The 24647-nt window shown below is 65.7% G+C and carries 21 protein-coding genes; 12 read left to right on the top strand and 9 right to left on the bottom strand.

Translation table 11 applies throughout. The annotated features are described in order from the left end of the window. Positions 1-205: 205 nt before the first annotated feature. Positions 206-652: a GatB/YqeY domain-containing protein gene (locus tag V7082_RS08015; RefSeq protein ID WP_334147468.1), complete on the bottom strand. Its 447-nt coding sequence runs from the start codon at positions 650-652 to the stop codon at positions 206-208. A 211-nt stretch (positions 653-863) separates the two neighbouring features. Here V7082_RS08015 and carA point away from each other — a divergent pair, with 211 nt between their 5' ends. From carA to V7082_RS07985, 6 genes are all read left to right on the top strand, one after another. After that, positions 864-2066, top strand: a complete 1203-nt coding sequence (gene carA / locus V7082_RS08010; protein WP_334147466.1) for a glutamine-hydrolyzing carbamoyl-phosphate synthase small subunit — start codon at positions 864-866, stop codon at positions 2064-2066. 154 nt (positions 2067-2220) lie between these two features. After that, positions 2221-2817 carry a hypothetical protein gene (locus V7082_RS08005; protein WP_334147464.1) on the top strand — a complete coding sequence of 199 codons (597 nt, stop codon included), beginning with the start codon at positions 2221-2223 and terminating at the stop codon, positions 2815-2817. A 114-nt stretch (positions 2818-2931) separates the two neighbouring features. Next, on the top strand, positions 2932-3570 hold the full coding sequence (locus V7082_RS08000; RefSeq protein ID WP_334147462.1) for a hypothetical protein: 639 nt from the start codon (positions 2932-2934) through the stop codon (positions 3568-3570). A gap of 302 nt (positions 3571-3872) precedes the next feature. Continuing rightward, positions 3873-7247 (top strand): carbamoyl-phosphate synthase large subunit, encoded by a 3375-nt coding sequence (gene carB / locus V7082_RS07995; protein ID WP_334147460.1) that lies wholly within the window; start codon positions 3873-3875, stop codon positions 7245-7247. A gap of 117 nt (positions 7248-7364) precedes the next feature. Then, positions 7365-7838, top strand: a complete 474-nt coding sequence (gene greA / locus V7082_RS07990) for a transcription elongation factor GreA (RefSeq protein ID WP_334147514.1) — start codon at positions 7365-7367, stop codon at positions 7836-7838. A gap of 68 nt (positions 7839-7906) precedes the next feature. Continuing rightward, a complete protein-coding gene (locus tag V7082_RS07985; protein ID WP_334147458.1) occupies positions 7907-9157 on the top strand; it encodes an MFS transporter in 1251 nt (416 codons plus the stop codon). 56 nt (positions 9158-9213) lie between these two features. Here the strand turns inward: V7082_RS07985 and V7082_RS07980 are convergent, their stop codons facing one another. The 4 genes from V7082_RS07980 to V7082_RS07965 all read right to left on the bottom strand — a co-directional run bounded on the left by V7082_RS07980 (position 9214) and on the right by V7082_RS07965 (position 11447). Beyond that, positions 9214-9351, bottom strand: a complete 138-nt coding sequence (locus V7082_RS07980) for an aa3-type cytochrome c oxidase subunit IV (RefSeq protein ID WP_334147456.1) — start codon at positions 9349-9351, stop codon at positions 9214-9216. 139 nt (positions 9352-9490) lie between these two features. Then, complete coding sequence (locus V7082_RS07975; protein ID WP_334147455.1) at positions 9491-9802, bottom strand: polyhydroxyalkanoic acid system family protein; 312 nt, start codon at positions 9800-9802, stop codon at positions 9491-9493. A gap of 72 nt (positions 9803-9874) precedes the next feature. Continuing rightward, positions 9875-10147 (bottom strand): hypothetical protein, encoded by a 273-nt coding sequence (locus V7082_RS07970; RefSeq protein WP_334147453.1) that lies wholly within the window; start codon positions 10145-10147, stop codon positions 9875-9877. 193 nt (positions 10148-10340) lie between these two features. After that, positions 10341-11447, bottom strand: coding sequence for a hypothetical protein (locus V7082_RS07965; RefSeq protein WP_442909767.1), 1107 nt, complete (start codon positions 11445-11447; stop codon positions 10341-10343). A gap of 174 nt (positions 11448-11621) precedes the next feature. Between V7082_RS07965 and V7082_RS07960 the strand changes: the two genes are divergently transcribed. The 5 genes from V7082_RS07960 (at position 11622) to V7082_RS07940 (ending at position 15618) form a co-directional block, all read left to right on the top strand. Next, a complete protein-coding gene (locus V7082_RS07960; protein ID WP_334147449.1) occupies positions 11622-11747 on the top strand; it encodes a hypothetical protein in 126 nt (41 codons plus the stop codon). Between the two features lie 230 nt (positions 11748-11977). Beyond that, entirely contained in the window at positions 11978-12241 is a 264-nt protein-coding gene (locus V7082_RS07955) for a hypothetical protein (protein ID WP_334147447.1), read from the top strand. A gap of 731 nt (positions 12242-12972) precedes the next feature. Then, the gene (gene pdxR, locus V7082_RS07950) at positions 12973-14478 is read left to right on the top strand and encodes a MocR-like pyridoxine biosynthesis transcription factor PdxR (protein WP_334147445.1); all 1506 of its coding nucleotides are present in this window, start codon (positions 12973-12975) and stop codon (positions 14476-14478) included. A 97-nt stretch (positions 14479-14575) separates the two neighbouring features. Beyond that, positions 14576-15229 (top strand): pyridoxamine 5'-phosphate oxidase family protein, encoded by a 654-nt coding sequence (locus V7082_RS07945; protein ID WP_334147512.1) that lies wholly within the window; start codon positions 14576-14578, stop codon positions 15227-15229. 20 nt (positions 15230-15249) lie between these two features. Beyond that, positions 15250-15618, top strand: a complete 369-nt coding sequence (locus V7082_RS07940) for a nuclear transport factor 2 family protein (RefSeq protein WP_334147443.1) — start codon at positions 15250-15252, stop codon at positions 15616-15618. 149 nt (positions 15619-15767) lie between these two features. On the opposite strand, the gene uvrA is transcribed toward V7082_RS07940, so the two are convergent. The 4 genes from uvrA to V7082_RS07920 form a co-directional block, all read right to left on the bottom strand. Further along, the gene (gene uvrA / locus V7082_RS07935; protein ID WP_334147510.1) at positions 15768-18716 is read right to left on the bottom strand and encodes an excinuclease ABC subunit UvrA; all 2949 of its coding nucleotides are present in this window, start codon (positions 18714-18716) and stop codon (positions 15768-15770) included. A gap of 181 nt (positions 18717-18897) precedes the next feature. After that, positions 18898-21276 carry an AI-2E family transporter gene (locus tag V7082_RS07930; RefSeq protein ID WP_334147441.1) on the bottom strand — a complete coding sequence of 793 codons (2379 nt, stop codon included), beginning with the start codon at positions 21274-21276 and terminating at the stop codon, positions 18898-18900. A gap of 110 nt (positions 21277-21386) precedes the next feature. After that, positions 21387-22508, bottom strand: a complete 1122-nt coding sequence (locus V7082_RS07925) for a THUMP domain-containing class I SAM-dependent RNA methyltransferase (RefSeq protein WP_334147439.1) — start codon at positions 22506-22508, stop codon at positions 21387-21389. 616 nt (positions 22509-23124) lie between these two features. After that, positions 23125-23655 carry a c-type cytochrome, methanol metabolism-related gene (locus tag V7082_RS07920; RefSeq protein ID WP_334147437.1) on the bottom strand — a complete coding sequence of 177 codons (531 nt, stop codon included), beginning with the start codon at positions 23653-23655 and terminating at the stop codon, positions 23125-23127. Between the two features lie 334 nt (positions 23656-23989). On the opposite strand from V7082_RS07920, the gene V7082_RS07915 reads away from it, so the two are divergent. Then, a complete protein-coding gene (locus tag V7082_RS07915) occupies positions 23990-24619 on the top strand; it encodes a hypothetical protein (RefSeq protein ID WP_334147435.1) in 630 nt (209 codons plus the stop codon). The last annotated feature ends 28 nt before the right edge of the window (positions 24620-24647 follow it).

Below are 24647 nucleotides of genomic sequence, written 5' to 3'. Positions count from 1 at the left end.
GGTCCGCCGCTGCTTTACGCGCATCCGGATGCGCCCTGCCACCTTTAAGCGATTCGCCCGCTCCCCCGGGCTAACGCACGGCGAGCCCAGCCCTTATCAGCCTAATCCACAGGGGGGCAGTAGGCAGTAGGCAGTAGGCAGTAGGCAGTAGGCAGTAGGCAGTAGGCAGTAGGGTCTTTCCTGCCTGTTGCCTGCTGCCCGTTGCCTATCCCAATATTTCCTTCACCGCGCCGCTGGCCTTGCCGAAGTCCATCTGGCCGGCGTAGCGCTCCTTGAGCGCGCCCATGACGCGGCCCATGTCCTTGGGGCCCGCGGCGCCGAGCTCGGCGATCAGTGCGGCAACGGCCGCCTTTACGCCCGCCTCGCCCATCTGCTTCGGCAGGTAGCCTTCGAGGATGGCGATCTCGGCCTTTTCCTGGTCGACAAGGTCGTTGCGGCCGGCTTTCTCGTAGGTGGCAATGCTTTCGCGGCGTTGCTTGACCATCTTTTGCAGGATGGCGACGACGTCCGCGTCCCCGACCTCCGTCGGCGCGCTGCCGATGCCGAGCTCGCGGTCCTTGATGGCGGCCGTGATGAGGCGCAGCGTCGTGAGCCGCGTCCTGTCGCCCGCCTTCATGGCATCCTTCACGTCCTGGTTGATGCGCGCACGCATGGGAAACCTCGAAATTGCGCCGGTTGATGCCCGTATATAGGGCACGGGCGCTGCAACCGCGAGCCGCCGCTTTCGCCCACGGCTTTTCTTGACCGGACCGACCCCCTCGCATAGGGTCCGCCGCGATCCATGGACCCGGCTTCGAGCGGACCACCTCGCGCGTGAGGAGCGTGCGGGACGGGCTCCGCGAGCCCAGAGACGAGCACAGACGATGACCGCCACGCCCGCGCCCTGGACCGAGATGCCCGCCACGGCCCGCCTGGTGCTGGACGACGGGACGGTGATTGCCGGCATGGGCCTCGGCGCGACCGGGAGCGCCGTCGGCGAGGTGTGCTTCAACACCGCCATGACGGGCTACCAGGAGATGCTGACCGATCCCTCCTACGCCGGCCAGATCATCACCTTCACCTTCCCGCACATCGGCAACATCGGCACCAACGCCGAGGACACCGAGACCTCGAACCTCGCCGCGCGCTCGGGCGTGCGCGGCTGCGTGCTGCGCGCCGGCATCACCGATCCGTCGAACTACCGCGCGGCGGCTCACTTCGACGCGTGGCTGAAGAGCCGCGGCATCATCGCCATCGCCGGCGTCGACACGCGTGCGCTGACCGCGCGCATCCGCGACAAGGGAATGCCGAACGCCGTCATCGCGCACGAGCCGTCGGGCCGTTTCGATCTGGACAAGCTCCGGGCCGAGGCCAAGGCGTGGCCCGGCCTGCTCGGCCTCGACCTGGTGCCGGACGTGACGAGCGGACAGAGCTACGCCTGGGACGAGACCCGCTGGGTCTGGGGCAAGGGCTACGGGCGCAACGAGGCGCCTGAGTTCCACGTCGTCGCCATCGATTACGGGCTTAAGCGCAACATCCTGCGCTGCCTCGCCTCCGCCGGCTGCAAGGTGACGGTCGTTCCGGCCCGCACCAAGGCCGAGGACATCCTCGAGCGCAAGCCGGACGGCGTCTTCCTTTCGAACGGCCCGGGCGATCCGGCCGCGACCGGCGCGTACGCCGTTCCCGAGATCAAGAAGCTGATCGATTCCGGGCTGCCGCTGTTCGGCATCTGCCTCGGCCACCAGATGCTGGGCCTCGCCCTCGGCGCCAAGACCCGCAAGATGCACCAGGGCCATCACGGCGCCAATCATCCGGTCAAGGACTTCACCACCGATAAGGTGGAAATCACATCGATGAATCATGGCTTTACGGTCGATCGCGAGACCTTGCCCAAGGGCGTCGTGGAGACGCACGTCTCGCTCTTCGACGGCACGAACTGCGGATTGGAGCTCGAAGGGCGGCCCGTGTTCTCCGTCCAGTATCATCCCGAGGCGTCGCCGGGCCCGCAGGACAGCCACTATATGTTCACGCGCTTCGTCAACAGGATGCGCGAGCGCCGGGGCACGCCCGTCGAGCCCGAGCGGTGAGCTCCCTGCAACTCACACAGCACGCTCCCGAAGCGCATTATTAAAGCTTAGAAATCTTCTCGTCTTCGCATCGACTTTTTCCCGGCCGTGTATAGGATGCACCGCTCGCGCGCCGGGAAATCCGTACCAGGAAGACATGGGAAGAAACGACGACATGCGCATTGCCAAAGTTGCCCTTGCATTCGCCGCCGCGGTGGTATGCGCCCCTGCCGCCTTCGCCTGCGATGGAAAAGCCGAGGTCGAGGCGGCCTTCGTCAAGCAGCAGAAGCAGCCTTGGCGCACCGAGATCCTGACCAAGGCTCCCGACGGGGCCGATCAGCTCCAGCGGTTCGATTTCCAGCCGCCTGACAAGATGTATCGCAAGGCAAGCGCGCGGGGCGAGAGCGTCGAGACTATCGGCATCGGCCAGTCGGCCTGGGGCAACCAGGGCGATGGCGCCGGCTGGGAAGTGCTGGAGGCCAGGCAAGCCACCTTGGTAACGGCGCATATCGAGGAGGCGTTTGCGCCGCCGCGCGTGATGGCGGATTTCAACTGCCTCGGCGATGTGACGTTCGAGGGCAAAGCCTACCGCGCCTATCAGACGACGCCGGAGAAGATCGAGTCCGGGGACATGCTGGCGCGTACGATCTACGTCGACCCCGACACGGGTCTGCCCGCCTTCAACATCGTGGGTGCCCCCGATGGGAGTGGCGATCCGTTGGTCAGGAGCACCTTCTCCTATCCGGCCGACATCCGGATCGAGAAACCCTAATGACGTTTGAGAGGGCCGTGGTATAGGCGCGGTGCCATTGCGGGTACCCGTCGGGCCGACGGCAAAGAGGATCGTGCGCCGTCCTTGCCGGACGGCGATGGAGGAATGGATACGATGCGTGTGACGTCCGGTTTCTTCGTGCTCGCCCTTGGCCTCGTCGCGGCGGCGCCTGCCCTTGCCGACTGCTCGACCGAGGTCGCCCTCGGGGTCAATGCGCAGGGCAAGCAGAAGTTCATCCGCAAGGAGACCGACATGATCACCGAGTCGGGCCCCGCAAAGATGGTCGTGGAGTACGCCACGCCGGACCGGATGCGCCAGGTGCTGACGCCTCTCACCGAAGGCAAGCCCGTCGAAAGCATCGTCGTCGGCGACAAGGCGTGGGTCAACAGCGGGGAAGGCTGGAAGGAGGCTCCGTCTCATGAGACGGATCAGCTCGTCCAGTTCATGATCAAGAGCGTCGCCCAGGTCTATCAGGAGGTCGGCAAGTTCGAGTGCACCGGGCTCGAGACCGTCGATGGGCGCGAGCTGCGCGGATACCGCGGCCTGGACGTGCCACCCCCTGGTTCGGGCCCGAAGGCCGGGGAGCAAGCCAAGAACGAGGCCGTGCGCATGGTCTATCTCGATCCGGTGACCGGATTGCCCGCCCGCAGCGTCTTCGCCCGCAAGGGGCACCTGGACAAGCCGTTGTTCAAGGAAGTCTATGCGTACCCGGACAAGATCGAGATCGAGCCGCCCACGGACGTCAAGAAATAGGCGCGGCAGGCGCCCGCCCCTCTGCCCTCCGCCGATCCGGGTGGCGCGAAGTGGGCCCGGGAACCAGCGCGCAGAGCGTCGAAGACACAAGAAATCCAAAGCGACAGGCATTTTGCGCCGCGCCCCGCTCTCCGCCCGGTCATGGCCGAGGCATGCGCTCAACGTGGCGCCCCGTGCGGCGGCAGGACCGGACTTTGCGAGGGGGCCTGACGGCGCGTCGTCGTGCGTCAGGGGCGGCGGACGGGACGGGGTGTCGTCCGCTATAGCCAAACGCAAAAGCCTCGAATAGAACCGGCCTCGCCATGCCCAAACGCACAGACATCGACGCGATCCTCATCATCGGCGCCGGCCCCATCGTCATCGGCCAGGCGTGCGAGTTCGACTATTCCGGCACCCAGGCGTGCAAGGCGCTCAAGGCCGAGGGATACCGGATCGTCCTCGTCAATTCCAACCCGGCGACGATCATGACCGATCCGGGGCTCGCGGATGCGACCTACATCGAGCCGATCACGCCGGAGATCGTCGCCAAGATCATTGCCGAGGAACGCCGGCAGCGCCCCGACGAGAAGCTTGTGCTGCTGCCGACCATGGGCGGGCAGACCGCGCTCAACACCGCGCTTGCGCTCGAGCGCCAGGGCGTGCTCGCCCAGCACGGTGTCGAGTTGATCGGCGCCTGCGCCGAAGCGATCGACAAGGCCGAGGACCGCAAGCTCTTCCGCGAGGCCATGGACCGCATCGGCCTCGAGAGCCCGCGCGCCGCCATCGCCTCCTCTCCGCCGGTCAAGGACGCACAGGGCCAGATCGTCAGCTACGATACGCACGCGGGTTTCGCCGAGGCCATGCGCGCGCTCGAAGAGATCGGCCTGCCCGCCATCATCCGTCCCGCGTTCACATTGGGCGGCACGGGCGGGGGCGTGGCCTACAACCGCGAGGAGTTCGAGCAGATCGCGCGCTCCGGCCTCGATGCCTCGCCCGTCGGCCAGATCCTGATCGACGAGAGCCTGCTCGGCTGGAAGGAGTACGAGATGGAGGTGGTCCGCGACAAGGCGGACAATTGCATCGTCATCTGCTCGATCGAGAACGTCGACCCTATGGGCGTACACACCGGCGACAGCATCACGGTCGCGCCGGCGCTGACCCTCACCGACAAGGAATACCAGATCATGCGCGACGCCTCGCTGGCGGTGCTGCGCGAGATCGGCGTCGAGACCGGCGGCTCCAACGTGCAGTTCGCGGTCAACCCCGCCGACGGCCGCCTCGTCGTCATCGAGATGAACCCGCGCGTGTCGCGCTCCTCCGCGCTCGCCTCCAAAGCGACGGGCTTCCCCATCGCCAAGGTCGCGGCGCGCCTTGCCGTCGGCTACACGCTCGACGAACTGGAGAACGACATCACGGGCGGGGCCACGCCCGCATCCTTCGAGCCGACCATCGACTACGTCGTCACCAAGATCCCGCGCTTCGCCTTTGAGAAATTCCAGGGCGCCGATCCGACGCTGACGACCGCCATGCGCTCCGTCGGCGAAGCCATGTCCATCGGACGCACGTTCGCCGAAAGCCTGCAGAAGGCGCTGCGCTCCATGGAGACCGGCCTCACCGGTCTCGACGATATCGAGCTCGAAGGTCTGGGGCAGGGCGACGACAAGAACGTCATCCGCGCCGCGCTCGGGCGTCCGACACCCGACCGTATCCTCAAGGTCGCGCAGGCGCTGCGGCTCGGCGTCGATCCCGAGCAGGTGCACGCCTCCTGCAAGATCGACCCTTGGTTCATCGCGCGCATCAAGGAGATCCTTGACGTCGAGGCGCGCGTCGCGGCACACGGGCTGCCGAAATCGGCCGAGCATGTCCGCTTCCTGAAGTCCATGGGCTTCTCGGATGCGCGGCTCGCGAAGCTTGCCGGCCTGTCGGAGGCGGAGGTCACCGCGGCGCGTCACGCCCTCGGCGTGCGCCCGGTGTTCAAGCGCATCGACACCTGCGCCGCCGAGTTCGCCTCGCCCACGGCCTATATGTATTCGACCTACGAGAGCGGGCTGGTGCTGTCGGAAGCGGGCGACAAGGCCGGTGCGCCGGTGTGCGAGGCCGCGCCCACCGACCGCGAAAAGATTGTCATCCTCGGCGGCGGGCCGAACCGCATCGGCCAGGGCATCGAGTTCGACTACTGCTGCTGCCATGCCTGCTTTGCGCTGACGGCCGTGGGATACGAGACCATCATGGTCAACTGCAACCCGGAGACCGTCTCCACCGACTATGACACGTCGGACCGGCTCTACTTCGAGCCGCTGACGGCCGAGGACGTGCTCGAGATCATCCGCCGCGAGCAGGAGAACGGCACCGTCAAGGGCGTCATCGTGCAATTCGGCGGCCAGACGCCGCTGAAGCTCGCAGGCGCGCTCGAGGAGGCCGGCGTGCCGATCCTCGGTACCTCGCCGGACGCCATCGACCTCGCGGAGGACCGCGACCGCTTCAACGCGCTGATCGAGAGGCTCGGCCTCCGCCAGCCCGAGAGCGGTATTGCCGCGACGCCGGGGGAGGCCGCGGAGATCGCCGAGCGCGTGAGCTTCCCGGTCGTCATCCGTCCGTCCTACGTGCTGGGCGGGCGTGCCATGGAGATCGTGCACGACCGGGCCGAGGTGGATCGCTATATCGCGCGCCTCTCCGCCACGCTCGACCGCCCCTCGGAGCTCGTCGTCTCGGCGAAGCGGCCGCTCCTGATCGACCGCTATCTGGCCGATGCGACCGAGGTCGACGTCGACTGCCTCTCCGACGGCCGCGACACCTTCGTGGCCGGCATCATGGAGCACATCGAGGAAGCCGGCATCCATTCGGGCGACAGCGCCTGCTCGCTGCCGCCCTACTCGCTCTCGCCCGAGATCATCGCCGAGCTCGAGCGCGAGGCGCGCGAGCTCGCGCTTGCGCTGGGTGTCGTCGGCCTCATGAACGTCCAGTTCGCCATCAAGGACGGCGAGGTCTACGTGCTCGAGGTGAACCCGCGCGCGTCCCGCACGGTGCCGTTCGTGGCCAAGGTGATCGGCTTGCCCGTCGCCGCCATCGCCGCCGAGATCATGGCCGGCCGGCCGCTTGCGAGCTTCGGCCTGAAGCCTGCCGACATCCGCCACGTCGCCGTCAAGGAGGCGGTGTTCCCGTTCGCGCGCTTTCCCGGCGTCGACCCGATCCTCGGCCCAGAGATGCGCTCGACGGGCGAGGTCATGGGCGTCGATCGCGACTTCTCGATCGCCTTCGCCAAGAGCCAGCTCGGCGCGGGTCAGAAGCTGCCGACCGGGGGCACGGTCTTCGTCTCCGTGAAGGATGCCGACAAGGACCGCATCGTGGCGCCGCTCCGCGAGCTGACGGAGCAGGGCTTCAAGGTCATCGCAACCCGTGGCACGCGCCGGCATCTCCTGGCCAACGGCATAAGATGCGAGGCCGTGAACAAGGTGCTGGAGGGGCGCCCGCATATCGTCGACGCCATGAAGAACGGCGACGTGGCCCTGGTCTTCAATACGACGGAAGGGGCCAAGGCCGTGGCCGACAGCAAGGACATCCGGCGCACGGCCTTGCTTCACCACATTCCGTATTATACAACCTTGGCCGGTGCGGTTGCCGTGACACGCGCGATCAAGGCGCTGAAGGCCGATACCCTCAAGGTGGCTCCGCTGCAGGCCTACGTCGGCCGCGCTTGAGACGCTGGAGGCTCGTCCCCGGCATTATCCCGCCACCAGTCCCATGAGAGTACGGGGATCTCGCGATTGAAGGTGCTGGCCGCCGGCCACGCCGAATGGGAGACTTTAGCGATGTCGATGGAACGTGTCCCGATGACGACCGAGGGCTTCAAGCGGCTCGAGGCGGAGCTGCAGCGCCTCAAGGCGGAGGAGCGCCCGCGCATCATCCAGGCCATTGCCGAAGCCCGCTCCCACGGCGACCTCAGCGAGAACGCGGAATATCACGCCGCCAAGGAGGCGCAGGGCCTCAACGAGGCACGCGTTGCAGAGCTCGAGGACAAGATCGGCCGTGCCGAGATCGTCGACACGTCGAAGCTCTCGGGTACGACGATCAAGTTCGGCGCGACCGTGACACTGGTCGACGAGGACACCGACGAGAAGGTGACGTACAAGATCGTGGGCGACCTCGAGGCCGACGTGAAGAGCGGCAAGATCTCGATCTCGAGCCCTATCGCGCGCGCGCTGATCGGCAAGTCGAAAGGCGATTCCGCCGAGGTGACGACGCCAAAGGGCGCCCGCTCCTACGAGGTTCTCAAGATCGAATGGAAGTAGGGTGAAGCGGCGATCCTGACCCGCCGCCGGGTTTCGCGCCCCGCCGTGCCGCTTCTCGGAGGGATCGTTTGGACCAGGACGCAAGCGCCGGACCGGGACGGCCGCCGTCGGCCTTCACCTACGCGTCGTTTCGCATCTACTGGATGGCGCGTTTTCTGAACGGCTTCGCGACGCAGATCGTCTCCGTCGCCGTCGGCTGGCAGATCTACGACGAGACGCGCAACGCCTTCCTGCTGGGTCTCGTCGGCCTCGTGCAGTTCGCGCCCGCCATCGTCTTCGTGCTCGTGACCGGCACCGTGGCCGACCGCTACAACCGCCGCGCGGTGATGGGGCTCACCATCGCGCTCGAGGCGCTCTCGGTCGCAGCCCTTGCCGCCTTCTGGATCTGGCACGCCGCCCGCGCCGGTGCGCAGGGAAACGTGTGGCCGGTGTTCGTCATCCTGACGCTGTTCGGTGTCGCGCGCGCCTTCCTGACGCCGGCGGTGCAGTCGCTGGCCGCCAATATCGTGCCGCGCGAGAGCTTCGCCAATGCCGTGGCGTGGAACTCGTCCGCCATGCAGGCGTCCTTCACCATCGGCCCCGCTGTCGGCGGTTTGCTGTACGGCCTCTCCTCGAACGTGCCCTACGCGGTGGCGTTCGTGCTGTTTGCGGCGGCCGCTGTGCTGACGCGCTTCATCCCCAAGCCCGCGCAGAAGACCACCTCCGATCCGCGCTCCATCGAGACGATGCTGGCGGGCTTCCGCTACATCCGCAACAATCCCATCGTGCTCGGCGCCATCTCGCTCGATATGTTCGCCGTCCTGCTCGGCGGCGCGACGGCGCTTCTTCCGGTCTACGCGCGCGACATCCTGGAGGTCGGTCCGTGGGGCCTCGGCTTCCTGCGCTCGGCGGCGGGCATCGGCGCGCTGGTGATGGTGGTCTGGCTCGTGCGCAATCCCATCCCCGACCATGCCGGCAAGGTCATGTTCGCGAGTGTTGCGATCTTCGGCGTGGCGATCGTCGTCTTCGGCCTCTCGACCACGCTGTGGATCTCGCTGCCGGCGCTGTTCGTCATGGGTGCCGCCGACATGGTGAGCGTCAACGTGCGCTCGACGCTGATCCAGCTCGCGACGCCCGACGACCTCCGCGGCCGCGTAACAGCGGTCAACAGCGTCTTCATCGGCGCATCGAACGAGGTGGGTGAGTTCCGTGCCGGCACCATGGCGGCGCTGATCGGCGCCGTGCCGGCGGTGGTCGTCGGCGGCGTGGGCGCCCTCGCCATCACCGCGCTCTGGACGCGCCTTTTCCCGGCGCTCTACCACACGCGCAAACTGACCTAGCCGCATCAAGACCATCGCGCGGCTTGGTGCGCTCATCGCTGCCGTTGCGCCTGGGCCTAGAGTAGGAAATAGGCCAACAGGATCAGGACTACGGCCATCGTGCCGACCGATAGTCGGAGCTTGCTCAGGAACGAGCGGTAGAAGGCCATGTGCTCGGCATAGTCGGCATCTGCGGCGGGATCGGCGACGACCATTGGAGTCTCCTCCGGTATTATCACCTCGGTATTTTCCCCGTGTCGCGAGAGTGCCATAGCCCGCTGCGGGCGCAAGGGGCATTTTTGGGAGCGGCGCAGCAAACGCTCGGGAGCGCGCCTCCCGCACGGCCTTTGCCGGCTACTTCTTGTGCTCGAGCAGGATCTGGCCCTTCTGCCGGATCGCGCCCTGGATCATCTCGCCGAAGCGCTGCAGGAGCCAGGGCAGCGTGACCTCGATGCAGACCTCCTGCTCGGCGACGTCCACCTTGCCGAACGCTTCCTGTCCCATCGCATTGAGCCGGAAGCTCATCGTGTCGCCCACCCATGTCTCCTCGTCGAGCGAGAACATGGGGAGCGTGGCGGTGGCCTTGGCCAGGCCGCCCTTGAGCCGGCTGACGGCTTCCTCCTTGCCGAGGTTGTGCGGGATGGTGACGACAAGAGGTTTCGACATGCTGGTTCTCCGAGGCGGACGTCTCATCCCGATCGTCGGGGCGATGCCAGTCGGAATGGCGGGCGCCTGCCGTCAGTCGGGATTGTCGGGATAATACTTGAGCGAGCGCTTGCAGGCTTCCTCGAACTCCTCCCGGCTCATCTGCGTATTCGGATCCCAGCTCTTCATGCATTCGGCGATGTCGGCCTCCGTGACCGGGTGGTGCGCCTTCGGATGCAGCCCCTGCTCGATCCCGGTCTCGGGTGTGGGCGGGGTGTCCTCAGCGAGGGCCAGAACGGCGCTTCCCGAAAGCGCGAGCGCTATCGCGACGGTGCGAAGGGTGAGGCGGGCCATACGCGTCTGCATGGCGATGCTCCTTTGCTCATTCCACATTGCTTCGGCAACTCATTTGTCTGCCGGAGAACGCTGCGAAGCATGATGGCTTTGCGGGGTCGGAATGCAAAGATGCGTGCGCGGACATAGTAACCAGGATCATTGCGCGCGAGATCCGAAGCGGTGCGGCTGGCAGTCTACACCGTCCGACGTGATGCGGGCAGATCTACTCCAGGGCGCCGTTCTTTATGGCGTGGAACCTGTCGCGGGCCTTCTCGAACTTCGGCGTGAACAGCCACATGGCATCGAGGATCTCGCGGTAGGTGGCCGACGTCCTGGCGCGGTTCTCCTTGCCGAAGGTGAAGATCGAGTTGTTGCGCAGGAAGCCCATCACGCGCTTGTCCGAGATCCTGTAGGTCTCGACGTTGCCGGATTTCAGCGCGGCGCGCGTCGGCGTCGGCACGATCTGGATGAGCTGGAACAGCTTCATCTGGTCGATCTCGTCGGGCAGCATCTTCTGGATGGCCGGGATGTCGGCGAACAGGTCGGCGTGGGCGTTCATGAGGCCGTTGCGCACGGCGAGCCAGTGATTGTAGCGCTGGTCGATCCTGGCGGCGCGGGCTTCCTCGGCCTCGTCGCGGGCGGCGAGCTTGGGATCGCGCTTCGCCACCTGCTTCTTGATCGCCGCCCATTTCCTGCGGCCGTTGCGATCCTCGGACGTGCCGGTCTGCAGGCTACCCTTATATGTGTCGGAGCGCGCATTGCCGATGTTCTGGCGCGCGTTGGTCTCGGCGAAGAAGATGCCGAGGCTGATGCGGCCCGCGGCGTCCGCGGTTGCGGCGTCGGCGCCCTTGGCACGGGCGATGGCGCGCCCGAGGTCCACGACGTCCTTCATCGGTGTTTTCGAGGCCTGCGCGAACTTCGGCGGCGCCTGCATGACCGCGAAGAGATCTGCGTATTCCTCGATCAGCGGCTCGATGGCGACGTCGAAGTGGTCGGGCGGGACGTCGAATTTGTTCGGCGGGCCGATGCGCGACGGCAGTACGTCGGTCAGGTCCTTGTAGGTGCTCATGACCTTGAGGCGCGCGAGGTAGACGGCCTGGCCCGGCAGGCGCGGCAGCGCCTTGCCGGCGTCGATCTCGGTGCGGCGCTGGGCGAGGACCTTTTTGAAGGCGGCGAGGGCGTCGTCGTAGGCGGCAACGGCGGCGGCCTCTGCCTTGGTGAGCTTTTCCGGCTCGGCACGTGCGGGGGCGAGCACGACGATGGTCAGCGCGAAGGCGAGGGCGGCGACGTGGCGCCACAGGCGCGCGGGGGATGATGCGGGAGACGGCATGGCGCGGCGATAGCGGCCCGGTAAGGCGGTGTCATGGCGCCGGCGAATGTCCGCCGCGGACTGACGTGGTGTGGTAGGGTCGCTCGCCAAATGGTCCGCCGACCTGTGTCGTTTATGCTGGCACCGCCGCTGCGGATCGGCGCAGCACGATCTCAACCGGGAAGGACGTGAACCGTGGCGAAGGGTCAGCAGAAGAGCAACAAGGAAAAGCGCAAGCCCAAGAAGGACAAGGCGAAGCCCGCCGCACAGACGTCCCCCTTCGGCTCCGGTGTCGCCTTCGGTGGCAAGAAGGGTCGCTAGTGTCCCGATTCCGAAGTTCGCTTGCGTTTGCGGCTAGGTCCCATAGCGAACTTCGGACTCATAAGGGGCACTAGAATCGTGGACTTGCTCGTGTGATTCAGATCAAGACATTCGCTTGGGAGCAGGCCGCTTGATCATCACACGAGCGCGGCGCGATCTCGCGGCGATGACGCTCGCCGGTACTGTGGATGCACGCGGGCGCATCGCCGTCAGTCTTGCAAGGAAAGCGTATGATTCACTGGAAGCCCGTTGCCGAGTACGTCGAGCCGAACTGGGTCAAGGACGGCACCGCGCTGCCGCCCTGGCTGTTCTGGCGCACGAAGAAGGGCGCGATGCTGGGCTATGTCCGAGACGGCGAGCTGTTCGACTGGAAGTGGCTCTACGTGTGCGACGCTAACAAGGTGACGCACTTCTCCGAGGTGAACGGGCCGGAGAGCAACGTCGTGGACCTCGGAGCCTTCAAGACGGGCTCCGGCTCGGAGCCGGACGCCTAGTAGGGCATTGCCGACGCGGGATGCGGGCGTGCTTGATGTGTACGCCTTCGGCAGCATGTCATTTGCATCCTCCGGCATGACGAAACAGCCGCGAGCCCCGAGGGCGCGGCGTGAGGGTTTCGATCGGCTCAAAGAGCGGGCGTGAAAAGCGGGAACTCCGGGGAGCGGAGCGTCAGGCCGTGGGTAACTCTTGGGGATGCGGCCTAAACCGCTCCGCCGCTGCCCAGCATCGCGACGAGGTGAGCGCGTTATGAGTGCGCTCCATCGCGACACGACCTCCACCGGAACGAAGCCGCGCACCGTCTTTGGCTGCACGCCTCCGGCATGACCATCCACCGTGCACGCGTTTGCTTCTCGATCCATCACATCGAGAAGACGGCTCCGCACCTTACCAGCCTAGCTGATGGTACCAGCGATAAGCGGAGGCGCAGCTCCCGCCCGTCATGCTGGAAGCATGCCTCCGGCATGACCGCCCAGCTCGCGCCGGCCCCCGGTTGGTCGGGATGGGGAGAGGGTAGGCGGAGGATAGGGAAGCGGGGATAAGATTCGACTCGGGAGGTCCGCTAGGGGCCAGAAGCAGAAATCGAAGTACAACACGGTGATTGTGGGCCGCGTCCCCTCCAGTTCTAGCAGCTAACTTCGCGAGTCTGGATTGAGCGTGCCCCTCAAGTCTACCCTCCGGTCGTAACAGATGGGTTGCGAGCGCTACTTTGCGCGATTAGGTTGCGGTTATGCCGTTACCAATCCGCGTAGACGCATCTTTGGATGAACCCCTGCAAGAGCAGGTCGTGCGAGAAATAACGTCCGCGATCAAGGACGGGCGCATGAAGCCCGGCGAGCGGTTGCCCGGTACGCGTTCGCTGGCCGAACGTCTTGGTATCTCCCGCAACACCATCCTCAATAGCTATCAACGCCTGATCGCCGAAGGCTACCTGGTAACGGAGGAAGGTGGCGGAACGTTCGTTGCTGACAGCCATCCCGAACAGGCAATCTATGCGCCGCGCGGAGAGACGGAAGCACAGAGCGCGCCGCTCGCTCTGAACAAGGGGCTTGGCTACAAACTAAGGCGCGAAACCGGCGCGGAGGAAAGCGCCGCGCGCACCATTTGCGATTTCGAGCTCGAAGCTTGCGATGCTTCGGCTTTCCCACAAGCTGCATGGCGGCGCTTGATGACACGGCGCATGCAATCCTCGAAATTCAATCTCACCCGCAGCGGTCCGCCGGGCGGCTATCCACCCTTGCGAGAATCGATCGCACTTCTCTTGGCGGCTACTCGCGGCATCGATACGGATGCCGAGCACGTTCTTGTCGTCACCGGGATCCAGCAAGCGCTCAATGTCATGGCGCAGCTATTTGTGCGGCCCGGTACGAAGGTCGTAATGGAAGCACCGTGCTGCGGTATCGCGCAAAATCTATTTGTCAACTACGGCGCGGAGATTGTTTCTCTGCGCGTGGACGAGGACGGCGCGCGGCTCGAGAACCTGCCGGAGACGCGCGGCTGCTTGGCGTTCGTCACGCCGACGAGGCAGTACCCTTTGAGCCCTGCGTTGAGTGCCGAGAGGCAAGATGCGCTCATTGCATGGGCTGAGCGCACGGATAGCCACATTGTCGAAGTCGATTTTGATGGCGACTTTCGCTACGAGGGCCGCCCGAGCTTAGCGATGAAGACACGCGACCGGCATGACCGGATAACGTATGTCGCGTCATTTTCAAGCCCGCTTGGACCGGGACTTCGTATTGGCTACATGGTCCTGCCACAAGCGCTCTACCGGGCTGCGAGCGATGCGGCGATCTTCCTTGAATATGGGTTTCCGTGTTCCGGCTTTCCGTGGCTTGAGCAGGCTGTGCTCAATGACTTCATCGTAGCCGGCGGCTATGACCGCCTTTTGAAGCGCCTCAGACGCAGTTACAAGTCGCGGCGGGATGTGTTGATAGCGAGCATCACCTCATCCTTTGGCGAGCAGGACCTTCGCGGCAAGGAATGTGGTACGCACCTTGTCTGGCATCTTCCCGAGACGCTGCCCGATGCTTCCAAGCTGCAGGCGATTGCCCGGCAGAGTGGCGTGAGGCTTTATACGCTCGATGACGCTTCCGTCGCGAGCCGCCAGCTCCGCTCCGACGCTGACAGGATTCTGCTCTTAGGCTTTGCGGCCTGCCGTGAAGCAGAAATCGCGGCGAGCTTTGCGCTTCTTGGCGCTGCCGCCGGTCGACCGAAGAGCGCAAAACCCGTCGTTTGAAACCGGTACCATCAAAAAAACGCGAAACCGGTACTCTCCAGCTGGCGCCGTGCTGGTTAGGTTCCTCCCAACATTCGCAATCAAAAGCGGTGACGGGATGGAAACTCTCTACTTCGACGAACATATCGCCCTTCAGGAAGAGTTCGGTACGCGGAAGCTCGCGGATCTTCTCGACACAAAATGGGCGCACCGTGTTCTCGCTCCTGAAGAGCAGACCTTCATTGCCTCGCGCGACATGTTTTTCCTCGCGACGGTCGACAAGGAAGGCCGCCCCACCGTTTCGTACAAGGGCGGACCTGTCGGCCTTGTCGCTGTGCTCGACGAAAAGACGCTCGCGTTTCCGGGCTTCGATGGGAACGGCATGTTCTACTCGGTGGGCAATATCCTCGGACAGCAACACGTCGGTTTGTTGTTCATCGACTTCGAGAAACCGCACCGCTTCCGGGTCCAGGGCAAGGCGAAGTTCGAACGCGAGAGCCCGCTCCTCTCCAACTGGGTCGAAGCAAAATACGTCGTGACTGTCGACATTGAGCGCGTTTGGGTCAACTGCCCGCGCTATGTGCACAAGTACGAGCGCGTGGGCCAGTCGAAGTATGTGCCGGTCGCGGACAAGGAGACGCCGCTGGCGTCGTGGAAGCGCATGGATATCGTGCAGGACGCGATCCCGCCCTGCGAGCGCCAGCAAGCTGAGAAAGAAGGCATCATGACCTTGTCCGAATACGAGACAAAGGTCGAGCGCGGCGAAGGCTAAGGAAGACAGGACAAAGAAAGATGACGACAACTCCGGCGCAGGAATACGAGCTCATCAGCAAGGCTATTCAGCCGTACCTTAATGGCGCGAAGGCTGGCAAAGGCAGCGTCATGCAGCCAGCCTTTCATGGGAGCGCGACAGTCTATGGCTATCTTGGCGACACGCTGGTGCATGGACCGATCAAGCTCATTTATGACTGGACGGACTCGCTTGGTCCTGCGCCGAAGATCAATCCGCGGATCGTGAAGGTTGACGTCGCTGGTACGACCGCGAGTGCACGCGTCGAGGTCGACGATTGGCAGAAGTACCGCTTCACCGACACGTTCAACCTCATGAAGATCGACGGGAAGTGGCTGATCGTGAACAAGGTGTTCCACACCCATACGTGAGAAGCGATTCCCCTCATGACGGGAGCAGCTGGTTTAGCGAAGCCACCAAGCTTTCCATATGGTGGATCGTCGACTGAATGGAGTAATGCCCGCGGCTTCCGCCGCCGCGCCATCGCGTCCGCTCTGGGTCAGCAGCAGACTCGACGGAGCTACTCCGCCGCCTGCTTCTTGCCGTTTCCGCTTCCCTTCGATCGCCGCACCAGCAAGTCCTTCAAATACCGCCCCGTGTAGCTCTCCTTGACCGCCGCCACGTCCTCCGGCGTGCCCTGCGCCACGATGCGGCCGCCGCCGTCGCCGCCTTCGGGGCCGAGGTCGATGATCCAGTCGGCGGTCTTGATGACCTCCAGATTGTGCTCGATGACCACCACCGTGTTGCCGGCGTCGGCAAGCTCGTGCAGCACCTCGAGCAGCTTCGCGACGTCGTGGAAGTGGAGGCCCGTGGTCGGCTCGTCGAGGATGTAGAGGGTGCGTCCTGTCGCGCGGCGGCTTAGTTCCTTCGACAATTTGATGCGTTGCGCCTCGCCGCCCGAGAGCGTCGTCGCCTGCTGGCCGATGTGGATGTAGCCGAGGCCGACGCGGGCCAGCGTTTCGAGCTTGTCGCGGATCGGCGGCACGGCCTGGAAGAACGCCGCGCCTTCCTCCACCGTCATGTCGAGCACGTCGGCGATGGATTTTTCGCGGAACGTCACTTCGAGGGTTTCACGGTTGTAGCGCTTGCCCTTGCAGACGTCGCAGGTGACGTAGACGTCGGGCAGGAAGTGCATCTCGATCTTGATCACGCCGTCGCCCTGGCAGGCCTCGCAGCGGCCGCCTTTGACGTTGAACGAGAAGCGGCCGGGGCCGTAGCCGCGCGCCTTGCTCTCGGGGAGGCCCGCGTACCAGTCGCGGATCGGCGTGAAGGCGCCGGTGTAGGTGGCCGGGTTCGAGCGCGGCGTGCGGCCGATGGGTGACTGGTCTATGTCGATGACCTTGTCGAGATGCTCGAGGCCCTCGATCCTGTCGAAGGGGGCGGGGTGCTCGCGCGCGTTGTTGAGCTTCCTCGCCACGGCCTTGTAGACGGTGTCGATCAGGAACGTGGACTTGCCGCCGCCCGAGACGCCGGTGATGCAGGTGAGCAGGCCAAGCGGGATCTCGGCCGCGATGTTCTGCAGGTTGTTGCCGCGCGCGCCCGTGACCTTCAGCGTCCGTTTCCTGTCGAAGGGGCGGCGCCTCTTCGGCAGCGGGATCTGGCGCGTGCCCGAAAGGTATTGGCCGGTGAGGCTCTTGGGGCTTGCCATGATGTCGTCGGGCGTGCCCTGGGCGATGATCTCGCCGCCGTGGACGCCGGCGCCGGGGCCGATGTCGACCACGTGGTCGGCGGTCAGGATCGCGTCCTCGTCATGCTCGACGACGATGACGGTGTTGCCGAGGTCGCGCAGGTGGCGGAGCGTGGCGAGCAGGCGGTCGTTGTCGCGCTGGTGGAGGCCGATGGAGGGCTCGTCGAGCACGTAGAGCACGCCGGTCAACCCCGATCCGATCTGCGAGGCGAGGCGGATGCGCTGCGATTCACCGCCGGAGAGCGTGCCGGAGGAGCGCGACAGCGTGAGATATTCGAGGCCGACGTCGTTGAGGAAGACGAGGCGCTCGCGGATCTCCTTCAGGATGCGCGTCGCGATCTCGGTCTGCTGGCGGGTGAAGGTCTCGGGCACCTCGGTGAACCACAGGTTCGCCGCCTTGATCGACATGTCGCACACCTCGCCGATGTGCAAGCCGGCGATCTTGACTGCGAGCGCCTGCGGTTTCAGACGGAAGCCGTTGCACGCCTCGCACGGGTGGGCGCCCTGGTAGCGTGACAGCTCCTCGCGCACCCAGTCGGAATCCGTCTCGCGCCAGCGCCGCTCGATGTTGCCGATCACGCCTTCGAAGGTCTTGGCGGTCTTGTAGTTGCGGGCGCCGTCGAAGTAGGTGAACGTGATCTCCTCGTCGCCCGAGCCGTAGAGGATGGCGAGCTGCACGTGCTTGGGCAGGCGCTCCCAGGGCGTCGTCATCGACACCTTGTAGTGCTTGGCAAGAGAGTCCAGCGTCTGCTCGTAGTAAGGCGAGGTGTTGCCGGTGCGCGACCACGGGTAGACGGCGCCGTCCTTGAGCGAGAGCGACGGATCGGGGACGACGAGGTCCGGCTCGAACTTGAGCTCCGTGCCGAGGCCGTCGCACTCCGGGCAGGCGCCGGCGGGGGCGTTGAAGGAGAAGAGCCGGGGCTCGATCTCCTCGATGGTGAAGCCAGAGACCGGGCAGGCGAAGCGGGCCGAGAAGGTGATGCGCTCGTGGGTCTCGTTCTTCGATTTGTTGGCGCCTTCGGTGTCGGCCTTCGAAAGCGGCTTGTCGGCGAACTCGGCGAAGACGATGCCGTCGCCGAGCCCGAGGGCGGTCTCGAAGCTGTCGGCGAGGCGCTTCATGATGTCGGCGCGCGCTTTTTCGTTGCCTGCCTTCGGCAGGACGATGCGGTCCACGACGATGTCGATGTCGTGCTTGAACTTCTTGTCGAGCTTCGGCGCGTCGGGGATCTCGTAGACGGTGCCGTCGATCTTGGCGCGCTGGAAGCCCTTCTTCATGAGCTCGGCCAGCTCTTTCTTGAACTCGCCCTTGCGGCCGCGGGCGATGGGCGCGAGCAGGTAAAGACGAGTTCCCTCCGGCAGCTCCATCACGCGATCCACCATCTGCGAGACGGTCTGGCTCTCGATGGGAAGGCCCGTCGCGGGCGAGTAGGGCACGCCGACGCGCGCGAAGAGGAGGCGCAGGTAGTCGTAGATCTCGGTGACGGTGCCCACCGTCGAGCGCGGGTTCTTGGAGGTCGTCTTCTGCTCGATGGAGATGGCGGGCGAGAGGCCGTCGATGTGGTCGACGTCCGGCTTCTGCATCATCTCCAGGAACTGGCGCGCGTAAGCCGAGAGGCTCTCGACGTAGCGGCGCTGGCCTTCGGCGTAGATGGTGTCGAAGGCGAGCGAGCTCTTGCCGGACCCCGAGAGGCCGGTGAACACGACGAGGGCGTCGCGCGGGATCTCGAGGTCGACGTTCTTCAGGTTGTGCTCGCGGGCGCCCCGGACGTGAATGGTCTTCATCAGCTCGGACGCGGGCCGGGCCGAGGATTTGTCGGGCGATTTCCTAGGGGGCTTGCTCATGGGCGAAGTGTCTATCCCGGCGCCCGGGCGGGGGCAATGCAACCCAACGGCGCGGGGCAAAAAAAGGCATGGACGCCGGGATAGGGGGGCGGAGCGGCCGGTTCCCCGGGCCGGGAGTTTGCTAGTCCGGGACGGCCTGGCCAACGGTCGCGGTTGCGGACGGGCGTGGCTCTTCGGGAGGCGCGGGGGCGGCGCCATCTCCGGTGATGACGGCGACGACGTCGGAGGCCATCTCGTTCAGGAGCTCGACGTCCCGCTCATCGAGCGTGCGCGGCTCGTCGTCGATCAGGCACAGGACACCGAGCGCGTGTCCTTCGGCGGAGAGGAGCGGCGCGCCGGCGTAGAAGCGTGCGTTCCAGCGCTTGACGGTGGGGTTGTCGGCGAAGCGCGGGTCGCGTCCGGTGTCCGGAACCACCAGCGTCTCCGCGTCCGCCAGAACGTGATTGCAGATCGCCTCGTCGCGCGGGATCGTGAGCATGTCATCATCGCCGTTCCCGGGCGTGCCTCCCGGCAACGCCTTGCTTTGCCCGACGATGTACTCCTGCGTCGCGTCGATCGCGGAGATCACGGCAAAGCCGACATCGAACACGTCTGCGGCGCGCGCCGCTATGGCGTCCAGATCCTCGCGAACCGCACCGGACAGGAGGCCCGTCGCGTGGAGGGCTGCCGCGCGCTCTGCGTCGTTCTCGGGCACGTCGGCCTTCAGGGCCTCCTCCGCCTCCTCGGGCGCGACCATCCGATGGATGCGTCCCGCCGCCTCGTCGATCGAGGTGACGAGCGCGTCGGCGCCGAGAGCCTCGTGCGCCGCGTCGGCGAGAAGGTCCTGGGGCGGGTTCCACAGCGCGAGAACGATCCTGAGGTGCGGCCACCGGCGGCGCAGGCGGCGGCAGAGATGACGGGCGGGCGCAGCCGGGTCGGACGTGAAGTAGCTGAGGCACACGACGGTTGTCCGGCCGAAATCGAGCCTGTCGATCGCCGCCGCGCTGACCGCCATCGGCGGCTGGCTCTCGGCGGGAACGCCTTCCAGCGCCAAGGCATGGGCGAGCATCCGACAGGCGAAGCCGTCCACCTCCCATTTGCCGCCGAGGCAGACGACCTGCGGCGCGGTGTCTGCGGGGAGGGGCGCGGGATACTGCTCCCAGAGATCGTCCAACAGCGCGTCCATGCCATCGGCGATGCGCAGGCGGTGCTCGCTCGTCGCGTTGCTGAGATAGTCCTCGCTTGCGAGGCGCAGCACGGCAATGCCGACGTCGTTGTAGAACTGGCGGGGCGATGTGCCCTCGATCTCGGTCATGGCGATCTCGATCGCCTCGTCGGCATCGTCGGCGATCAGCCGCTGATAGACCCTTGTCGGCAGGTCGAGCGCGGGGAGCGATCCGAGCAGCGTATCGAGGAACCGGAGCTGGGGAATATTGCGGCCGATGACGAGCAGGCAGACGGTGAGGGGCGTGGAGAGGATCAGGCCCACGGGGCCCCAGAGCGCGGTCCAGAACGTGGCCGCCGTGATGAGCGACATCGCCGACAGTCCGGTGCTCGTGCCGTAAAGCAAAGGCTCGACGATATTGTTGCTGACGAGCTCGAGCGACAGGATCAGCGCGACCGTCCAGAGCAGCATGCCCCATCCGGGATCGACGGCGAAGGCGAGGCCGATCGGAAAGACGGCCGACAGCACCGGGCCGACGTAGGGAACGAAGCGCATCACCGCGGCGACGCTGCCCCAGAGCAGTGCGCCCGGCACGCCGATCAGCCACAGCCCGAGTGCCATGGGAATGCCGTAGGAGACATTGACGATGACCTGCATCAGCAGATACCGGCTGATGCGGTCGCCGGCTTCGCCAAGGGCGTCGGTCGACCGATGCAGGTTCCCGCCGAGCATCCGCAACAGGCGATCCCTGAGATCGCTGCGGTCGAGCAGCGCCAGGAAAACGAACACGAAGACGATGCCGGCCGTCGCCAGCGGCTCGAGAGACCGGCCGAGCCACTCCATGGAGGTTTCGAACGGATCGCTCGGGCCCGGGACGATCTCGACGCGCTGCGGGGCGCCGGGCGGCGCTTCGGCAGCGGGCGAGCGGCCGTTCATCTCCTTTTCTACGGTCTCAACCGTTTTGATCGCGCCATCGAACATTCCGGGGGCTTTGAGCTGGGCCTTCAGGTCCGACAGCTTGGTGCGCATCGTCGATTGATAGGTCGGCAGGTCCTGGCTCAGGGAGCGAAGTTGGGAGGCGAGGACGAAGCCCAGGCCCGCCAGCGCGGCGAGCAGCATCATCATGACGAGAATGACGGCGAGCAGCCGCGGCAGCCCCAGGCGCACCAGCCAGGCGACCGGAGGGCTCAGGGCGAATCCGATCAGGAACGCGCAGGCCAGCGGGATGAAGACATCGCGGCCGTAGTAGAGCGCGGCGATGACGATCGCGGTCGAGACGAGCGCGGCGGCGACACGGACCACCTCGATGGGCGGCGTCGCGGGAACGCTCGACGAACTGGGGGACTGTTCCGGCATATTTTGTGAGGGGCGCCTGGGTGTCTCAACCGCGGCTACAACGTCGAAGCCCCCGTGCGCGTTCCTTGGACGCGCGGCAGTGCTCCCGGCGCCTGGCGGTGCGCGGGCGTTCAGACGAGCGGGGCGGTCCGAAACAGCGTGATGCGAAGGCCGCCGTGGGCGACGGGCGCGGACGGCGGCAGGAAGGGCAGGGTGGTTGCTCTGGCGAGCGCGGCGTCGGCGGTGACGAGGCCGACGCGCCAGCCCGCGAATTTCTCCAGCAGCGTGCGGCCGAGGGCGCGATAGAGGGGCTGCAACGTCTTCCTGTCGCCGATGCGCGCGCCGTAGGGTGGATTGACGATGACGAGGCCCGGCGGTCCCTCGGGCGCCGTCAACGCGCTCACCGTGCGCTCCTGGAACTCGGTGAAGGCGGCGACGCCCGCGCGCTCGGCGTTGGCGCGGCTCATGGCGATGGCGCCGGCATCGCGGTCGCTTCCGTAGGCGCGGACGGACGGTGTTCGGGCTTCAGCGGCCTTGGAGGCCCTGAGCGCGGTCCAGGCTGCTTCATCGAAAGTCGCGAGGTGCTCGAAGGTGAAGCGACGCGCGCGTCCCGGCATCAGGCCGGCTGCAATCTCGGCCGCCTCGATGACGAACGTGCCCGAGCCGCACATGGGATCGAGGACGGGCTCGGTGCCGCTATAGCCGCATTGGCGCAGGAAGAGCGCGGCGAGGGTCTCGCGCAGGGGCGCCTTGGCGACGGCCTCCTTGAAGCCGCGCTTGTGCAGAAGCGTGCCGGAGGTATCGATGCTGATCGTGCAGACATCGTTCTCGAACCGGGCGGCGATCGCGAGATCCGCCGCGTCGGACAGCGTCGTGCCGGCGGCGGCGCAGACAGCCCTGCCGATGCGCTCGGCGATGGCGCCCGTGTGATAGATGCGCGAGCGCGTCGCCGTCGCCTCCACACGGACCGGAACGCCGGCGCGGAGGATGCTGCTCCAGGGCAGGCGGCGGGCACGCTTCTCGATGTCCGCGAGCTCTGTAGTGCGGAAGGTGCCGAGGCGGGCGAGGATGCGGCTGGCGCCGCGGATGACGAGGTTGGCGCGCCAGACGTCGTGCCAGCGCCCTTCGATGGTTACTCCGCCCTTAACCGCCTTGGGCGCGCGAAAACCATTGGCCTTGACCTCGTCGCAGAGCACGCCCTCCAGGCCCGGAGCAGTGGCCAGGAAGATTTCGAAATCGCCGTTCGCTTTCATCGAGCCTCCATATCGGGAAGGCCGGTGGTCCGCGATCTCTTTTCGCAGTTGCGATGCGAGACGTGTAATTCCCTAGGGTGCATGAACGGCCTTGACAGGGGCACGATCTGAGCTGATTCTCACAGCCAGATGGCTGTCGCTGCCAATGTCATCCCTGAGCTGGGTCCGCACCTAAGCCCAATTGGCGGCAGCACCCCCGGTTGTGAGGACAGTCGTCTTTTCCGTGGTCTTAGGCGTTGCCGGCTGGCCAGCGCGCGCGCCGAAGACCACGGGCCCTATCAACAGCGAACGGAGGAAGGATGACGCCACCTGGTCGTTCACTCGGACCCCGCGCTGACGCGAGGTCCAGGCTTGGATAACACGCGCTGCTTGAGCTCAAGCGCTGCGTATCCGGGCCGTTCCAAAATCAGATCTGTCATACCTCATGCGAGGGCGGACATGCGGTCCGGATCAAGACCGCGACGCCAGAGCCTCGCCTCATAAGCCCGGCTCGGCTGGGCAGGTTACCGATAACAGAGAGCCCCGCTCGGTATGAAATCCGAGGGGGCTTTTTCGTTTCGATGGCCCTTTCAATCTGATTTCTCTCAGACCGCTCTGCGGCGAGACCGACGGGCGCTCACGGTCCCATGCAATCGGTCTCGTTCTGGGAGGCCGTCTTGGGCTTGTCCTCGTGCGCGGCGGGACGGCCGTTTCCTTGCGCGCCGTCGGCGCGGGCGCGCAGGTAGACGTAGATGTCGTCCAGGTAGCACATGACGTTCTTGTTGTCGCCGAAGGCCGGCATCACCAGGCTCTGCGCCGTATTCACGTCCTGCTTGCCGTTGACCACGATCTTCTCGAAATCCGCGTAGCCGATGGTTTTCAGTGACTGCGTCAGGTCCGGCGCGAAGCTCGAGCCGGACCCGTCGAAGCCGTGGCAGACTTCGCAGGCGCCATTGAAGCGGCGGTAGCCCGAGAAAGTGTACCAGTCGACCTTGTCGCCGGACTCGATCTTGTAGGTGGGGTTGCCATTGGCGTCGAAATACTTGCCGTCGTCGGAGGAGGCGACTTTCGGATCGCCGACGGGATTGGGGGCGGGGTCGGGCGTGGCCTCAGCGGATGTGACGGCCGTTGCGGCCGCGAGAAGGCCGGCGAGAAGCGTTGTGCGCATGTTCGTCTCCAGCGCGAGGGAGCGGGAGTTTGTGAGATATAAATTCCGGATCCGTTGCAAAAGTTCATCTCAAATCTCGGTAAAGTTTCGCCCCGCGGAGTTCCGGCCGAGCGCCCGGCCGTTTGGTAAACCGGATGGCCAACGGAGGCGCGGAGAGCTAGGTTGTGGCCTCCGCGCGGCGTTGCAGACATGGTGAACGGCGCATGAACCCGGCGCTCAAGCCCGGTTCAGGGCGCCTGTGGCACAGGGTGTGGCCGGAGCCGCCGCGGGCGAGATGCGCGCCGCAGCCGCGATCGCGGCGTCCGAGGAAACGACATTCGAGGGGATGCAACCGATGACCGAGCAAGCGATGGACCACGACCCGCGTTCTGGCCCCGTGAACCGCCTCGTTCCGATGCTCAAGACGGCGGCGCTGGTGGTGACGATCGTGGGCGCCATTCCGACGGCGATCACCGCCTATCATGCCTGGCAGTACAAGGTGCCGTTCAGCCAGGTCTCGCATCGCCTCGCGCAGTACGAGATCTGGGAGCGCAACATCGATTGCAAGATCGAATACAAGGCGCTCTCCACGGCGGAGGGTACGAAGATCGACGCGGGCGCGTGCGATGAGACGGGCGACATCTCGCTCAAGGTCTCGACCGACGACGGCAAGGCGACCTACGAATGGATCGCCTACAACCAGTTGCAGAAGCCCGGTGAAGCGCCGCCGCCGGCGGGCCTGCTCGACCTTCTGATCGGGGCCGCGCAGGCCCAGGCCACCCAGACGGCGGGTGCTCCATCGACAGGTTTGCGCCTCGCGCAGGACGCCATGGAGGTTATGTGCCAGTCGCTGGTCAGCCGGGCGCAGCTCGTACGCATCGTGAAGGAAGGCGGCAAGTGCTTCCGCGAGGTGATGTCGCCGATGCGCGGCACGGTCGATACGCGCGAGGAAGTTCCGTGCGACACCAAGTGCACGACGGGGTGACGGCCGAAAAGGAGCGATCGAAGTCTTG

The organism is Hyphomicrobium sp., from assembly GCF_036833075.1.
Taxonomy (GTDB): Bacteria; Pseudomonadota; Alphaproteobacteria; order Rhizobiales; family Hyphomicrobiaceae; genus Hyphomicrobium_C.
The sequence above is the reverse complement of the archived record's forward strand: the minus strand, read 5'-3'. Positions and strand labels throughout refer to the sequence as shown.

Excerpts from the sequence above, each read along its gene's own strand:
- V7082_RS08015 (WP_334147468.1), bottom strand. The coding sequence starts at position 652 with ATGCGTGCGCGCATCAACCAGGACGTGAAGGATGCCATGAAGGCGGGC.
- carA (WP_334147466.1), top strand. The coding sequence starts at position 864 with ATGACCGCCACGCCCGCGCCCTGGACCGAGATGCCCGCCACGGCCCGC.
- V7082_RS08005 (WP_334147464.1), top strand. The coding sequence starts at position 2,221 with ATGCGCATTGCCAAAGTTGCCCTTGCATTCGCCGCCGCGGTGGTATGC.
- V7082_RS08000 (WP_334147462.1), top strand. The coding sequence starts at position 2,932 with ATGCGTGTGACGTCCGGTTTCTTCGTGCTCGCCCTTGGCCTCGTCGCG.
- carB (WP_334147460.1), top strand. The coding sequence starts at position 3,873 with ATGCCCAAACGCACAGACATCGACGCGATCCTCATCATCGGCGCCGGC.
- greA (WP_334147514.1), top strand. The coding sequence starts at position 7,365 with ATGGAACGTGTCCCGATGACGACCGAGGGCTTCAAGCGGCTCGAGGCG.
- V7082_RS07980 (WP_334147456.1), bottom strand. The coding sequence starts at position 9,351 with ATGGTCGTCGCCGATCCCGCCGCAGATGCCGACTATGCCGAGCACATG.
- V7082_RS07975 (WP_334147455.1), bottom strand. The coding sequence starts at position 9,802 with ATGTCGAAACCTCTTGTCGTCACCATCCCGCACAACCTCGGCAAGGAG.
- V7082_RS07970 (WP_334147453.1), bottom strand. The coding sequence starts at position 10,147 with ATGCAGACGCGTATGGCCCGCCTCACCCTTCGCACCGTCGCGATAGCG.
- V7082_RS07965 (WP_442909767.1), bottom strand. The coding sequence starts at position 11,447 with ATGCCGTCTCCCGCATCATCCCCCGCGCGCCTGTGGCGCCACGTCGCC.
- V7082_RS07955 (WP_334147447.1), top strand. The coding sequence starts at position 11,978 with ATGATTCACTGGAAGCCCGTTGCCGAGTACGTCGAGCCGAACTGGGTC.
- pdxR (WP_334147445.1), top strand. The coding sequence starts at position 12,973 with ATGCCGTTACCAATCCGCGTAGACGCATCTTTGGATGAACCCCTGCAA.
- V7082_RS07945 (WP_334147512.1), top strand. The coding sequence starts at position 14,576 with ATGGAAACTCTCTACTTCGACGAACATATCGCCCTTCAGGAAGAGTTC.
- V7082_RS07940 (WP_334147443.1), top strand. The coding sequence starts at position 15,250 with ATGACGACAACTCCGGCGCAGGAATACGAGCTCATCAGCAAGGCTATT.
- uvrA (WP_334147510.1), bottom strand. The coding sequence starts at position 18,716 with ATGAAGACCATTCACGTCCGGGGCGCCCGCGAGCACAACCTGAAGAAC.
- V7082_RS07930 (WP_334147441.1), bottom strand. The coding sequence starts at position 21,276 with ATGCCGGAACAGTCCCCCAGTTCGTCGAGCGTTCCCGCGACGCCGCCC.
- V7082_RS07925 (WP_334147439.1), bottom strand. The coding sequence starts at position 22,508 with ATGAAAGCGAACGGCGATTTCGAAATCTTCCTGGCCACTGCTCCGGGC.
- V7082_RS07920 (WP_334147437.1), bottom strand. The coding sequence starts at position 23,655 with ATGCGCACAACGCTTCTCGCCGGCCTTCTCGCGGCCGCAACGGCCGTC.
- V7082_RS07915 (WP_334147435.1), top strand. The coding sequence starts at position 23,990 with ATGACCGAGCAAGCGATGGACCACGACCCGCGTTCTGGCCCCGTGAAC.